The following is a 15,247-nucleotide window of genomic DNA, read 5'->3' on the forward strand; positions in this document are numbered from 1 at the left end:
AAAGGGGGCCAACAGGCCCCCTTTTCAGTTTCACGGTATCACACCAAAAGATCAGTTCGGGATCAGGTCCGGAACGATTGTCACAATCGACGGGAAGAACCACAAGATCGCGATTCCGACCACCTGGATCAGCACGAAAGGAATGATCCCGCGATAGATATGACCCGTCGTGACCTCCTTCGGCGCAACCCCCCTCAGATAGAACAAGGCAAACCCGAACGGTGGCGTCAGGAACGAGGTCTGCAGGTTCACCGCAACCATGATCGTGACCCATTTCGGATCAAACGACCCACCATAGATCACCGGCCCAACGATTGGGATCACGATGTAGATGATCTCGAGGAAATCCAGCACGAACCCAAGGATGAACAAGACCAGCATCACGATCAGGAAAACCGTGAACTCGTTGTCAAAGCTCTTGAGGAACTGCTGGATGTAATGCTCCCCTCCAAACGAGATCACCACAAGGTTTAACAATTGCGAGCCGATCAGGATGGTGAACACCATCGAGGTCACCTTGGCGGTTTCCCGGACCACCGGCGTCAGAACGCCGCTGGTGAACAGAACCCAGCACCCATAGATCAGGCCGAACAGGGCGAACAGGTAAGCGCCATAGGCGATGATGAAGGCAATCCAGGTTTCCACCGTCACGCCGCCCTGGTTGATGCGCAGGTCAAAGTTGACCCCCATCAGCAGGGCGATCATCACGGCAAATGTCGACCAGATGATCACCTTACCGGACCGTCCCTGATCCTGCAGTTTGCGGTAGGCCGCCAGCATGATCGCACCACCGGCCCCTAGCGCAGCCGCCGGAGTCGGGTTCGTCACGCCTCCCAGGATCGAGCCGAGAACCGCGATGATCAGAACCAGCGGTGGGAACACCACGCGGATCAGATCATTGGTCGCACACCGTGCCGCAGCTTCCTTACAGCCATACATGGCCAGCGCAAACGGCGCTGCCAACAGCAGAAAGGTTGCCCCGGACGAAGTCGTCGGCGCGATCAGAAGCACATCCACCAGCAGCATCAGCAACAGGCCGATGGCCCCTACGATCAAGGGTTGCGTGGATTGAGACGGCGCAATGCCGCGTCCCATGACCAGCGTCAGCCCCAGCAGAACAAACATCACGGCGACACCGGTTCCAATCGGAGCAGCCGCTGCGATCTTGGCTTCCTGAGCGGCGGCCAGTTCCTTTTCGGTCAACCGCGTGGCTTCGCTGGTTCCACCTGCGGCGTCGATGGCCTCCTGCTCGGCCACGGCCTGATCCCAGGCGGACTGACCATGCAGGTTGATCATCGAGGCTTTACATTCCTCAGACACGTTGGTGCGCAACGAGGCACCTTCGCCAATGTCTGAGAACGCCGAAACGCTGATATTCTGGCTGCCGATGACACCGGCACTGCTCAGCATTATCGCACCCACGATCAGGCCGACCGGCGCAGCCAGCAACCAGGTCAGACCTTCCGCGCGGGTAATCACCTCACCACTGCCGCCCGACAATTCAACGGCCGGAGCTTTCTCGGGGTTCAGCAACGCATATCCGAACGCATAGAGCGCATAGAGCAAGGCCAGCATGATCCCCGGCAGCAGCGCGGCCTGGAACAATGTGCCAACCGAAACCACCGCAGGCTCACCCAGATAGGTCAGCGCGTCGGTACAGCCCGCTTCAACCGCGCGGGTTTCCTGAGCGGTTGAATACAAATCCCCCGCCAGCGTCCCCAGCAGAACGATCACGATCGAGGGCGGGATGATCTGCCCCAACGTACCCGAGGCCGCGATAACACCTGTCGCCAGTTCCGGCGAATAGTTGTTCCGCAACATCGTCGGCAGCGCCAGCAGACCCATGGTCACCACAGTGGCCCCCACGATCCCGGTCGAGGCCGCAAGGAACGCGCCAACCACAACAATCGACACGGCCAGACCACCCGGCAGCGGTCCGAACACGCGCGCCATCGTCGTCAGCAGATCGTTTGCAATCTTTGAACGTTCCAGCGTGATACCCATCAGGACGAACATCAGAACTGCCAGCAGAGTCTCAATCGACTGACCCGCCAGAACACGTTCATTCATGCGGTTCACGATGAATGAGACGTTGCGGTCAAGGGCCGTTTCCCAGCCCGATACAAAGACCGGCTCGGCTATGCGCGGTAAATCCGGGTATCGGAAGACCGATATCACATCTGGCTTGATCCCAGAATTCACCACGTCCCTATAGGCTTGTGAGCTGGTATCAATCGCCTGATGTATCAGCAGCCCGGCACTGTCCAGCGCCGCAATGATCCCGAATGAGATGATCCCCGCCCCACCGATGGCAAAGGCCACCGGAAAGCCGGACAGAATGCCTCCGAAAAGGCAGAAGAACACGATAATGAGGCCTATCTCGACGCCATCAAGTCCGAATAACATAGTCTGGGTCCCCGTCCCTAATGTGCGCCTTCGTAGGCTTCTTCACCCTCTCCAAGGCTGTCCTTGTCGAGGTATTTTCCAACGCTGTCCGGTCCTTCCACGTACTCCAGATACGACCGGTACAGGAACGCGATGGCGTGCAGGAACACCATGCCCGCAAAGGCCACCAGAAGGATCTTGAACAGGAAGTAGGCGTTGAACCCATTTGGGCTGAAGCCGATGGTTTCCACGTTCCAACGCAGCGCGCGGGATTTCAGAACCAGCTTGTCCAGCGTGTCACTGGCCGAAGGCTTCGGCACGATCAGGTGCCGCCACATGAAGTACCAGCCGTACATCCATGTCAGCACCGCCATCGGCATCATGAACAACAACGCACCCAGCATGTCGACGACTCGCTTGGCCCGGTGGCTGATGCCTGCATAGATCAGGTCAACCCGAACATGACCGCCCTGCACGAAGGTGTAGGTACAGCACAGGCACACGACCATTGCGTTATACAGCTTCAGTTCTTCGGCATACCAACTGATATCCATCTGGATCGGGATGCCGAAACCAAAGGCCATATCGGGCCGTGCAAACACCCGCTGCATGAAAACGATGACGATCTGCTGGATGACCATCAGCAGGCCCGCCCAAGCAAAGAAGCGCCCGGTGGTGTTGGCGAACCCCTCAAGGCCGCGCACCATGCCCCACATGAAGTTCCGGTAGTACAGGCCGATGGCCGTCAGAACCAGAAAGATGGTGAAGATCACAAAGAAGAACTCGACTGATCCGCCATAGTAGACAAAGCGCATGATGGCTTCTTTGTCCGACCAGTTCAGCCAGAGTTGCGGATGCGTGATGGCGTATCCGAAATTATAGAAGGCTTCGGCAATGTTCTGAATGAACCAAACCAGTCCATTCCACAGGGCGCCGAAGAACGAGATACCGTTTTCGTCCTGCATGTTGTCCCCAGGTCGCGTCAGTTGCACTGCAGCTTATTGTTGGCTTGTCCGAGCCCTGCATGTGCAACGGGAAAGGCTTCCCCGCGCTGGGCGGGGAAACCAATTGAGTTCAGGTCCGGCGATTAGCCGCGAACGCGGTCGCGCTGTGCGGTGTAAGCACCCGACGACAGGTTCAGCCAAGCCGAAGACGCAGCCATCGAGCTCATCGCGCTGTCGTGGATCTTCTTGAACAGCTCGTCGCCCATGTTTTCGTCCAGAACTTCCTGGCTGGCGGTGCCGAAGGCGTCCCAAACGCTGTCCGGGAATTCCATGACTTTCACGCCGCCCGACTGCAGACGCTGCAGGGCTGCACCGTTGTTTGCCAGGAATTGCGCCAGGTTCCATTGGTGCGCTTCGGCGGCAGCGATCTCGATGATCTTCTGCTGTGCCGGTGTCAGTTCCTCGAACACGTCGCGGTTGGTCGCCAGAGACAGACCTGCGCCCGGCTCGTGGAAGCCCGCGGTGTAGTAGGTCTTGGTGATTTCCTGGAAACCGGCCTTTTCGTCGGCCCACGGTCCGATCCACTCGGTCCCGTCGATCGCGCCGGAGGACAGTGCCTGATACACTTCCGAACCCGGAATGTTCTGTACGGACGCGCCCAGTTTACCAAGAGCTTTACCGCCCAGACCGGGCATACGGAACTTCAGGCCATTGAAGTCTTCGGGGCTGTTGATCTCTTTCGAGAACCAGCCGCCCGCCTGCGCACCGGTGTTACCGGCCAGGAACGACTTCAGACCAAAGATTTGGCCCAGCTCGTCATGCAGCTCCATGCCGCCATCATGGTAATACCAGTTCACCAGTTCCTGCGCGGTCATGCCGAACGGAACAGCGGTGAAGAAGGCATAGCCCGGATGCTGACCCACAAAGTAGTAGTCCGCCGCGTGGTACATGTCGGCCTGACCCGACGAAACCGCGTCGAAAACCTCGAACGCGCCAACCAGTTCACCGGCAGCCTTGATCTCAACGTTCAGGCTGCCGTCAGACATTGCGGTGATGCTGTCTGCGCAACGCTGTGCGCTGTCGAAAACACCAGCCAGACCACGACCCCACGAGGTCACCATGGTCAGGGTACGCTGACCCTGCGCGTAAGCCGGAGCTGCCAGCGTGGTGGCCGCAGCCGCCGAGCCGCCCAGAGCAGATGTTTTCAGAAATGAACGACGATCCATATGAGTATTCCTCCCCTACATATCCAATACCCCAGCCGATGCCGGGGGCAGTCGTTATCAGTGCGCGTCAGCCTAAAGACCCCGAATTGAATGTGAATACCTACTACTACGTAGGCGGATCGGTTTTTGCCGGGTTCGCGGACGAAAATGCCGAAAAACTCCACAATTTTTGCCGGCGATCTCTGCGATTTGCGACCGGCAGCCCAAAAATTTTGCATTTTCCCGCAGGCTTGCGTATCGATTCGACCATGAGGGGATTACGGAACCTGATTTCGCTGACCTATGGCCAGAAGTTGTCGCTTGTCGCGGCGATTCCCTTGGTGGTGGCCGTTGCTGCGATTGCTCTGCTCGTGGCCTACGAGTCCCGCGCAACGGCCGAGCGCGAGATTCAGGCTTTGGAACGCAGCCTGGTCGAGGCCAAGAAAGAAGAACTGCGAAACTACGTGACCCAGGCCCGCAACGGGTTCGCGTATATCTACGGCCGCGCCTCGACTGACGATAAGATCGCGCAGAACCTAGTAACGCAAATCCTATCGGCGATGATTTACGGCAAGGACGGTTTCTTTTTCGTCTACGACTATGACGGCAACAATCTTGTCAGCCCACGCCAGACCGAGTTCATCAACCGCAACTGGGAAGGTCTGACCGACAGCGACGGCACACCCATCGTGGACGAATTCATCAGTCTCGCCCGTCAGGGGGCTGGCTGGCACAGCTTCATGTGGCAAAAGCCCTCTACCGGAGAAGAAGCCCAAATGATCGCCTATGTCGTCGGCCTGCAGGACTGGCGCTGGGCCGTAGGGACCGGGGTTTTCATCGACGACATCGTTGCCACCGTCGCCAACGCCCGCGCCGAGGTCGAGGCACGCGTTCAGCGCACCTTTATGTATATCGGTGGGATCGTGCTGGCCGCGGTGCTGATCGTCTTTGCCTCGGGCATGTTGCTGAACTTCCGCGAACGCAGACTGGCGGACGCCAAACTGAAAGAACTGACCCAACGCGTGTTTGACGCGCAAGAGGAAGAACGCGGTCGAGTGGCCCGCGAACTGCATGACGGGATCAGCCAGATACTGGTCGGGGTGCGCTATGCCTTGGACAATGCTCGTCGTCGCCTGACGCGGGGTGATGACGCAGGCGCACGTGATCCGTTGGAGAAAGGGATCGACCACCTTGGTACTGCCATCACCGAGGTCCGCCGCATCAGCCGCGATCTGCGCCCGGGCGTTTTGGACGATCTGGGGCTTGGCCCGGCACTCAAGGCGTTAACCGACGACTTCCGCGAACGCACCGGGATCGAGACCGAGTTTTCGACCGTCGTCTTCCGCAACCGCCTGGATCAGGACAGCAAGATCGCGCTGTATCGCATCGCCCAAGAAGCCCTCACCAATATCGAGCGTCACTCTGGGGCAACGCGCGTCACAATTGATTTGCGCGGCCATAAGAAAGGCGCGACAATGCGCATTACCGACAACGGGCGCGGCCTGCGCAGCGACCCCGGACAGGCAAGCGCCGGGATCGGATTGCGGAACATGCAAGAGCGCATCGAACAGCTTGACGGCTCCTTGCGTATTCTGTCATCACGCGGCCCACGCAGCGGTACGGTGATCGAGGTCAGCCTGCCCCTGAGCCACCTGTTGCCACCGCAAGAAGACGCAACCCCGAACCGAAAGGCCGGTACATGAGCGACCAAACCATCCGGGTCCTTATTGTAGACGATCACCCGATGGTCGCCGAAGGGATTCAATCGATCCTCGAAAGCTATGACGAAATTCAGGTCGTCGGTACGCTCGGCAGTGGGCAGGAGGCGGTCGAAAAGGCGACGGACCTGGCCCCCGACGTCATCCTGATGGACCTGAACATGCCGGGGCTAGGTGGGCTAAGCGCAACCGAGATCATTCTCGAACGTCTGCCCCAAACTCGCATCCTGATCCTGTCGATGCATGACAGCCCGGAATATATCTCGACCGCGCTGAGCCACGGGGCCAAGGGATATGTCCTCAAGGATGTCCAGACCGAAGAGATCAAACAGGCCATCGACGCGGTGATGCGGGGCGAGCAATACCTGTGTACAGGTGCCAGCGGTTCGCTGCGGCCCAAGGGCGAAAGCACCCGTGAGGCGTTGACAGGGCGCGAACAGACAATCCTGCTGGAGCTCGCGCAAGGTAAGTCGAACAAAGAGGTCGCCCAGACGCTGGATATCTCTGTTCGCACTGTCGAGACGCACCGAAAGAACATCAAACGCAAACTGGGCATTTCATCAACGGCGGGTCTGACACGCTATGCGCTGGAACACGGCGTCCTGCAAGGCACCAGCCCCGGCTTTTGATCCCGCAGCGCGCAGCGCTGCCACGCCCAACCAGCGGAGGCGCACCAAAGGTGCGTCGACAATGGGCGGGAGGGTCTTGCTCGGACAAGGACATCAATCCAGCAAGGTGTCCTTTCTCACCCCTTCCCGCGCCAGGTGATGGGGCAGAACACGACCATATAGCTGACGTGTCCGCTCTACCCCGCCGCACATGCCCTCAGCCTCGACAAATGAAAATATGCCCACATAGCGGCTGCGCGCACCCTGCACGGGTGCAACCCTATGCAGCGCATAACGCCCTTTGAAAATCTGAAGATCGCCGGGTTGTAACTCAAGCTGGCGCACCCGCGCTCTGTTTCCGTCCAGAACGGACGCCACAGTCTCAAAATTCTCGTCGTTTGAACTGCGCAGGTTTGGAACGTATTCAAAAGCGCCACCTGCCTCACCGTTTTGGATGGCCAGTGTCACGGTGTAGTTGTTGGTGTCAAAATGCCAGGGAAAACCCTGCCCCTCCTCGACGACGTTGATAATGACATCGGCAAGAGGGTCATCATAGCGAAAGAACCGGTCAGGTGGCTCATCCAACGCTGCGCGGACGAAGGGTAGGAAACCTTCATATTCGTACAGTCGACGCAGCGGACCCGACTTTTCAAAATTGTCGGCCGGTACAAAGGCGTTGGACCGGTCATAGAACCGCCGGACAGGATGTTCCGCCGCCAACTGCGGATTGTCCTGCGTAAAGTAGGCATTGGTGCGATTGAAAGAACGATGCGCCTTGGAGGCCGTGGCCTCGGCCTCGCGCACCAAAAGCTGCACCCCTTCGGCATGAACAAAGCCCGGCAGAACCGCGCACCCATCCTGATCCAGCTCACGCCTCAGGTCGCTGATCAATTGATCATACGCCCGTGAGCCCGGACAATCGATCGGATACCGTCCCAGATCCACAAGATCCTGCAGCATGTCCCGTCTCCTTTGCCTGTAAAGACAAGCTCAGCGTGACTCAGCCCAACCGCCTGATCATGCTTGTTTGGGACATTGCCATGACGCTTTCCGACACTCTTGATTTCGAGATCAACACGCCGACAACAGTGAATTTTCCCGAATCTTCCGATCGTGCGTCAATCTGCGCAATAAAATGTCGCAAAATTCACCACTCAAGATACAAAATTGGTACGATTGCCTGTTGACGCCCCCTTTCACCGCCCATAATGTCCCTGCACGCAAAAAAGGAGCCTCTGGCGATGAAAGCGCTAGTCGTAATCGTAGGAAACACGCGCATGGGCCGGTAACGGTAAACCATAATTGAACCCATGCGCCTCCGAAAATCTCGGGGGCTTTTTTTTGGCAAAACGCAAGACACATGTCGCGAACGGAGCAAAGCAGATGACACGTGAGATGACCGGCGCAAAGATGGTGGTTCAGGCCCTCAAGGATCAGGGCGTGGACACGGTATTCGGATACCCCGGCGGCGCCGTGCTACCGATCTATGATGAGATTTTTCTGCAAAACGACATTCGCCACATTCTGGTGCGTCACGAACAGGGGGCCGTGCACGCCGCCGAAGGTTATGCGCGTTCGACCGGCAAGCCCGGCGTTGCGCTGGTGACTTCCGGCCCCGGTGCCACCAACGCGGTAACCGGCCTGACCGACGCATTACTGGACTCGATCCCGATCGTGGTTCTGACCGGTCAGGTACCAACCTTCATGATCGGCTCGGACGCCTTTCAGGAGGCTGATACCGTTGGTATCACCCGCCCCTGCACCAAGCATAACTGGCTGGTGAAAGACACGGATTCGCTGGCTGAGACCATGCACGAGGCGTTCCACGTTGCCACCTCGGGCCGTCCCGGTCCGGTGCTGATCGACATCCCAAAGGACGTGCAGTTTGCATCGGGTGAATATACCAGCCCGAAACCGTCCACCTCGCACTATCAGCCTACGCTGAAAGGCGATCTGGAAGAAATCACGGAACTGGTCGCCGCGATAGAGACGGCCAAAAAGCCCGTATTCTACACTGGCGGCGGCGTGATCAACTCTGGCACCGCGGCCAGCCAATTGCTGCGTGAGCTGGTAGACGCGACCGGGTTTCCGATCACTTCGACCCTGATGGGGCTGGGCGCTTATCCCGCCTCGGGTGAGAACTGGTTGGGTATGCTGGGGATGCACGGTCTTTATGAGGCCAACCTTGCGATGCATGATTGCGACCTGATGATCAATATCGGCGCACGGTTCGATGACCGGATCACGGGGCGGATTGATGCCTTCTCGCCGAACTCGAAAAAGGCGCATATCGACATTGATCCCTCGTCGATCAACAAAGTGATCCGCGTGGATATCCCGATTGTGGGCGACGTGGCCCATGTGCTTGAGGATATCCTCAAGGTCTGGAAAGCGCGCGGTCGCAAGACCGATGCTGCGGCCGTATCGCAATGGCAGGCGCAGATCAGTGACTGGCGCAAAGTCAACTGTCTGGCCTACACCAACAGTGAAAAGACAATCAAACCGCAATACGCGCTGCAACGTCTTGAAGAACTGACCAAAAACCACGACCGCTATATCACGACCGAGGTCGGCCAGCATCAGATGTGGGCCGCGCAATACCTTGGATTTGAGGACCCGAACCGCTGGATGACTTCGGGCGGGTTGGGCACGATGGGCTACGGCACCCCGGCCTCGATCGGTGTGCAGATGGCGCATCCCGACGCGCTGGTAATCAATGTCGCGGGTGAGGCTTCGTGGCTGATGAACATGCAGGAAATGGGCACCGCCGTTCAGTACCGCCTGCCGGTCAAACAGTTCATCCTGAACAACGAACGTCTGGGCATGGTGCGTCAGTGGCAAGAGCTGCTGCATGGCGAGCGGTACTCGCATTCGTGGTCCGAAGCCCTGCCCGATTTCGTCAAACTCGCCGAGGCGTTTGGCGCCAAGGGCATCCTGTGTTCAGACCCTGCCGATCTGGACGATGCGATCATGGAGATGATCAACTATGACGGCCCGGTGATCTTTGACTGTCTGGTTGAAAAACACGAGAACTGCTTCCCCATGATCCCGTCGGGCAAGGCCCATAACGAGATGCTGCTGGGCGAGGCCGAGACGCAGGGCGTGATCGACTCCAAAGGTTCGGTTCTGGTTTAACAAAATTCGACGAATAATGTCGGGTGCTGCGGTGCCCGGCTATCGCAGGATGATGAAAGGGACGTAAATGTCTGCCCTACATATCAAAAAAGGCTCTACCCGCCATTCGGCCTATAATCTACGGCCCACCTTCTCGGACGTGCAGGAACGGCACACGATTGCCGTTCTGGTCGAGAACGAGCCCGGCGTTCTGGCGCGTGTGATCGGGCTGTTCTCGGGTCGCGGCTACAACATCGAAAGCCTGACCGTGGCCGAGGTCGATCACACCGGCCATCTCAGCCGCATCACTATCGTCACAACCGGCACCCCGCAGGTGATCGAACAGATCAAGGCGCAATTGGGTCGGATCGTGACTGTGCACGACGTTCATGACCTTACGGTCGAGGGGCCGTCGGTCGAGCGGGAATTGGCCATCATCAAGGTCGTCGGCGAAGGCGACAAGCGGGTCGAAGCGCTGCGGTTGGCTGATATTTTCCGTGCAAATGTGGTCGATAGCACGCTGAATTCCTTCATTTTTGAGATCACCGGCGCGCCGGATAAGATTGATGCCTTCGCGGACTTGATGCGTCCGCTGGGCCTGGTCGAAATTGCCAGAACAGGCGTCGCTGCCCTGCTGCGCGGCGACTGACTTTCCAAGCCTCGCCCGCAGTCTGGATCTGTGGGCGAGGCTCTGAGGGCATTGACCCGCAATCCAAGGTTTCAATGGATTTCAGGTTTCTGCCTCACATCGGAAACCAACAAAACACCATACAAAATGGCATAAAGCCTATTGCGTTTGCGCTAGGCCACGCTAGCCTTGAAGGGCTCTGAGACGCATTCTTCGGAGGCGTCGGTACAGCTTGGCGCGTGCTTTCGACCATTGGTCAAATGCTACGCGCTTCAAAAAACACTTGGGGAACATGGGACAGCAATGACCAATGAAACCCGCAGCCCGGCGGAACTGCGCAAGATGTTCGGCGCAAACCTGCGACGGTTGGCGCAGCAATACCCTTCTGTTTCGGAACTCTGCCGCCAACTCGGCATAAACCGCACGCAATTCAACAGGTATCTCGGCGGCGAGAGCTTTCCCCGGCCAGACATTCTTGATCGCATCTGCAATTTTTTCGATGTCGATGCCCGCATATTGTTGCGCCCTATCGACAAGATCGACTTGCCGCCGCCCCACCCGGCGGCAACTGCGCTGGTGGATTTTCTGGGATCAGGCCCAAACACACTGACCGAAAGCCTGTTTCCTGCGGGGTTCTACTATGTCTCGGAAACCGGACTTGAGGACCCGCACCCATCCAGACACAGATTGCTACACGCGCGCCGGTTGCCTCAATGCACCTTGGTTCGCAGCTATGAACCGCCCGTTGGAACAGAGCCCCTGCCCCCCGCCCAGCGTGAAGTCCAGGGAATTGCAGCCTGTGCCGGCCACCAGATTTACATCCTGATGTCTGGCCGAGCAGCCCAGAACAGCCGGATTTACCTTATGACCCGCGGCAGCGAAGACAACGCAGACCGGTGGCGTGGTGTAGCAATTTGCCTTTCCAAAACCACGGCGAGCGCGACAACAATGCGCCGGCTTTCCCTTCGGCATTTGGGAACAAACCCCGTATGGGCATTTGCCGCGGCCCGGGCCGCCCGTCGCGCGGAACAAATCACGGCCAGAGCGACAGCATGAGCGTATGAGCTATGCTTCAGCCGTTGCTTCTGACTGCGTGATCAACCGATACAGATGCCAGCTTGCGTGACCAAGCAAAGGTAGTGCGACAAGAAGTCCAAGGAACCAGGGGATCATTGCGACAAAGGTCAGAACCGCAACAAAAACGCCCCAGCCCAGCATGACCGACATGTTCGCACTGACATAGCTGTAGCTGGCGATCATTGCTGTCACGAAGTCCAGCTCTCGATCAAGGAGCATTGGGATCGAAAGCACTGTAATCATGTAAAGAACTGTCGCGAAAACGGCGCCGACGGCTGTCCCCACGGCCAACATGGTCAGACCGTTCGGCGTCAAGTACACTTCGAGAGAAGTGGACACGTTGGTCATGGTCGAAAGCCCCATGAATAACGCAAAAATCATGTGACCCAAAAAGAACCAAAACAAAAACATCACCACGATGATCGCGCAAATGGACGGCAACTGCCGCCGACCCTGTTGAGCGACCACGCCGAATATGGCTTTGGCGTCCAAAGGCTCGCCCTGCTCAATCCGGTGCGAAACCTCATAAAGACCCACAGCCGCGAAAGGACCAAGCAACGGAAATCCAATAGCGGCAAGCACAAGCCAAAAGGATGTCTGCGTCTGGATTGTCACCCAAGCCATGGCCCACCCAGCCACGACGTAGAAACCGGCAAACAGCAAGCCGAACATTGGAGCGCGACGATAGTCCGCCCAAGCCAGACGCATCGCCTCGCGCAGCATTTGCGGGTTCACTGGCCCCATCTTTGGAACGCCAAAAGGCTTCTCCATCGTTTCTCTCTCCTCCCCCTGCACCTTCACAACTTAGGCGGCTTGTTTTGCGGCCACTGTGTCGCGTCGTGATACGCAGCCCCGATCGGCAAGATGCGCTCATCTGCCCCCCGAGGCCCAAAGACCTGCAACCCCAACGGCAACCCCTCGGCTCCGAAACCGGCAGGAACCGACAGACAAGGCAACCCGATCAAACTCACAGGCACGACAACCTGCATCCAACGATGATACGTATCCATCTTTTTTCCTGCTATTTCCGTCGGATACGGCACATCAACGTCAAAGGGCCAAACCTGTGCCGCTGGCAACACAAGAGCGTCGAAACGCTCGAACACCTCTGCGGCGCGACGATACCAGTCTGAACGAGCAACACTGGCCCGATGCACCTGCATCGCAGTCAACCCGAGCCCGCGGTCCAGCTCCCACAAAGCAGTATCTTTCAACTTCGCGCGATGCTCGGTCAAAGGCGCGAGGCTTGCGGCCACGCTCCAAGACCGCAAAGTTGCCCAGCTCTCCCACATCTTCTCAGCCTCAAATGGGGCGGGCACGTGCTCGACACTCGCACCAAGCTGCGTGAAAATCTCCAAAGCCGACTGGCAGAGGTCAACGATCCCTTCCTCGTACGGAAATGCGCCACCCCAATCACCCAGCCAACCGATACGAATCCCTGTCATGTCCATTGCGCGTACAGGAGAAACCGCCCGGCTCGGCCCGCTCAAAGGCTGTCGCGCGTCTGGTCCGGAAATGACATCCAACAAAAGCCCAATATCTTCGGGATGTCGCGCCATTGGGCCCAGCGTGGATAGCTGATGCAGAAAACCATCTCCGACCGGCTCGGGCGGCACACGCCCCCAGGTCGGACGAAACCCGTACACATTGTTCCACGCGGCCGGATTGCGCAAACTGCCCATCATGTCCGACCCATCCGCCAGCGTGACCATACCAGTGGCCAACGCAACAGCGGCCCCACCAGACGAACCACCGCAAGATCGCTCTGTGTCATATGGATTCCGCGTGGCCCCGTAGACCGGGTTAAACGTATGCGACCCCAATCCAAATTCCGGCGTGTTGGTCTTGCCTATCAGGATTGCCCCCGCAGCGCGCATCCTCGCTGCAATCAGATCGTCCTTTGCCGGTACATGGTCTTTAAACAACGGCGAGCCCTGCGACGACGGTATTCCGGCGACGTTCACAAGATCCTTTACCGCTATTGGCAATCCATGCAGTGCGCCTTTGACCGGCCCCTCGTCCAGTGCACGCGCCTCGGCCAACAGCTCATCTTCGTCGCGCATGGCAACAACGGCGTTCACAGACCCATTGACCGCCGCTATACGGTCCAATGTCGCACGCATCACATCAACAGCAGAAAGACGCCCCGCAGACATCTCAGCCACCAAAGCTGTCGCGGTTACCTTTCTCAAGTCCATCCGGGTCTCATCGGCTTTGCATTACTCTTATGCAATCAGCCTAACGGGGGCGACTTCTCATTTAAACCCATTGTTTAAATGTATCTTTTCCCCGCCACGCAGCCGTGCCCGGATCTACTTCATCTGGCCCAAAATATCCCGGGGGAGACGCGCAACGCGCGGCGGGGGCAGAGCCCCCTTCCCAGCTTAGTCGCCCTGCGCCTCGGACCGGCTTTTGCCTGCTACATTCAGCGCCAGCGTCGCTGCCATGAACTCATCCAGATCACCATCCAACACACCCTTGGTGTCCGAGGTTTCGTGGTTGGTCCGCAGGTCCTTGACCATCTGATAGGGTTGCAACACGTAAGACCGGATCTGGTTGCCCCAGCCCGCGTCGCCCTTGGCCTCATGCGCCGCGTTGATGTCGGCGTTCCGGCGATCCAGCTCTTGCTGGTACAACCGCGACTTCAACGCCTTCATCGCAATATCGCGGTTCTGATGCTGCGATTTCTCGGAGCTGGTCACCACGATGCCAGTCGGAATGTGCGTGATCCGCACAGCCGAATCCGTCGTGTTCACGTGCTGACCACCAGCGCCAGAGGACCGATAGGTATCAATACGGATATCCGCCGGGTTCACCTCGATCTCAATATTGTCGTCCACCACCGGATAAACCCAGACCGAACTGAACGAGGTATGCCGCTTGGCCGCCGAGTCATAGGGCGAAATCCGCACCAGCCGGTGGACGCCGCTTTCCGACTTTAGCCAGCCATAAGCGTTGTGACCGGAAATCTTGTAAGCGGCGGATTTGATCCCCGCTTCTTCTCCGGCCGTCTCGGACTGCAACTCGACCGTGTAACCCTTTTTCTCGGCCCAACGCACATACATCCGCGCCAGCATCGACGCCCAGTCGCAGCTTTCCGTACCACCCGCACCCGAGTTGATCTCGAGGAAGGTATCGTTGCTGTCCGCCTCACCATCCAACAAGGCTTCCAGCTCTTTCTTGGCGGCCTTGGCCTGCAGCGCCTTGATCGCGGACTCGGCGTCTTGGACAACCTCGTTATCCTCTTCCATCTCGCCCAGTTCGATCAGCTCGATATTGTCGCTCAAATCCGTTTTGATCGACTCATATGTCTCGATTGCATCGACCAGCATCTGACGCTCGCGCATCAGTTTCTGCGCGTTTTCGGGGCTGTCCCACAGGTTGGGGTCCTCTACCCGCGCGTTGAATTCCTCTAACCGGTGCGGCGCGGTTTCATAGTCCATGCGCTGCGCCAGCAGCTCCAGAGACTTTTCGATTTCCGCCACGATATTCTGGGTTTCGGCGCGCATGATTACGTCCCAACTTGCTCAATCAGGTTTGGGTGATATCAACAGGTCCGCGCCACCAC

12 protein-coding genes are annotated in these 15,247 nt (G+C 58.1%); 5 read left to right on the forward strand and 7 right to left on the reverse strand.

What is annotated here, in order from left to right; all coding sequences use genetic code 11:
* Positions 1-51: 51 nt before the first annotated feature.
* The 3 genes from ACR0LH_RS02395 to ACR0LH_RS02405 form a co-directional block, all read right to left on the reverse strand.
* Positions 52-2,406, reverse strand: a complete 2,355-nt coding sequence (locus tag ACR0LH_RS02395) for a TRAP transporter large permease (protein WP_480719523.1) — start codon at positions 2,404-2,406, stop codon at positions 52-54.
* Positions 2,407-2,423: 17 nt separating this feature from the next.
* The gene (locus tag ACR0LH_RS02400; protein ID WP_170382794.1) at positions 2,424-3,350 is read right to left on the reverse strand and encodes a TRAP transporter small permease subunit; all 927 of its coding nucleotides are present in this window, start codon (positions 3,348-3,350) and stop codon (positions 2,424-2,426) included.
* 122 nt (positions 3,351-3,472) lie between these two features.
* Complete coding sequence (locus ACR0LH_RS02405) at positions 3,473-4,555, reverse strand: TRAP transporter substrate-binding protein (protein WP_170481382.1); 1,083 nt, start codon at positions 4,553-4,555, stop codon at positions 3,473-3,475.
* 248 nt (positions 4,556-4,803) lie between these two features.
* Here ACR0LH_RS02405 and ACR0LH_RS02410 point away from each other — a divergent pair, with 248 nt between their 5' ends.
* Positions 4,804-6,237 (forward strand): cache domain-containing protein, encoded by a 1,434-nt coding sequence (locus ACR0LH_RS02410; RefSeq protein ID WP_480719907.1) that lies wholly within the window; start codon positions 4,804-4,806, stop codon positions 6,235-6,237.
* A complete protein-coding gene (locus ACR0LH_RS02415; RefSeq protein WP_170382787.1) occupies positions 6,234-6,881 on the forward strand; it encodes a response regulator transcription factor in 648 nt (215 codons plus the stop codon). Before ACR0LH_RS02410 ends, ACR0LH_RS02415 begins: the two co-directional genes overlap by 4 nt.
* Positions 6,882-6,974: 93 nt before the next feature.
* On the opposite strand, the gene ACR0LH_RS02420 is transcribed toward ACR0LH_RS02415, so the two are convergent.
* A complete protein-coding gene (locus tag ACR0LH_RS02420; RefSeq protein WP_480719525.1) occupies positions 6,975-7,820 on the reverse strand; it encodes a HalD/BesD family halogenase in 846 nt (281 codons plus the stop codon).
* A 423-nt stretch (positions 7,821-8,243) separates the two neighbouring features.
* Here ACR0LH_RS02420 and ACR0LH_RS02425 point away from each other — a divergent pair, with 423 nt between their 5' ends.
* The 3 genes from ACR0LH_RS02425 (at position 8,244) to ACR0LH_RS02435 (ending at position 11,658) form a co-directional block, all read left to right on the forward strand.
* Entirely contained in the window at positions 8,244-9,995 is a 1,752-nt protein-coding gene (locus ACR0LH_RS02425; protein ID WP_170697964.1) for an acetolactate synthase 3 large subunit, read from the forward strand.
* 67 nt (positions 9,996-10,062) lie between these two features.
* The gene (ilvN, locus tag ACR0LH_RS02430) at positions 10,063-10,623 is read left to right on the forward strand and encodes an acetolactate synthase small subunit (RefSeq protein WP_170382781.1); all 561 of its coding nucleotides are present in this window, start codon (positions 10,063-10,065) and stop codon (positions 10,621-10,623) included.
* Between the two features lie 282 nt (positions 10,624-10,905).
* Positions 10,906-11,658: a helix-turn-helix domain-containing protein gene (locus tag ACR0LH_RS02435; protein ID WP_480719527.1), complete on the forward strand. Its 753-nt coding sequence runs from the start codon at positions 10,906-10,908 to the stop codon at positions 11,656-11,658.
* 9 nt (positions 11,659-11,667) lie between these two features.
* Here ACR0LH_RS02435 and ACR0LH_RS02440 read toward each other — a convergent pair whose 3' ends face one another.
* The 3 genes from ACR0LH_RS02440 to prfB all read right to left on the reverse strand — a co-directional run bounded on the left by ACR0LH_RS02440 (position 11,668) and on the right by prfB (position 15,188).
* Positions 11,668-12,450, reverse strand: coding sequence for a DUF2189 domain-containing protein (locus ACR0LH_RS02440; protein WP_480719529.1), 783 nt, complete (start codon positions 12,448-12,450; stop codon positions 11,668-11,670).
* 26 nt (positions 12,451-12,476) lie between these two features.
* Entirely contained in the window at positions 12,477-13,877 is a 1,401-nt protein-coding gene (locus ACR0LH_RS02445; RefSeq protein WP_480719530.1) for an amidase, read from the reverse strand.
* A gap of 186 nt (positions 13,878-14,063) precedes the next feature.
* Positions 14,064-15,188, reverse strand: coding sequence for a peptide chain release factor 2 (gene prfB, locus ACR0LH_RS02450; protein ID WP_170413759.1), 1,125 nt, complete (start codon positions 15,186-15,188; stop codon positions 14,064-14,066).
* Positions 15,189-15,247: the final 59 nt, after the last annotated feature.

The sequence above is a fragment of the Ruegeria sp. CL6 genome (assembly GCF_056536465.1).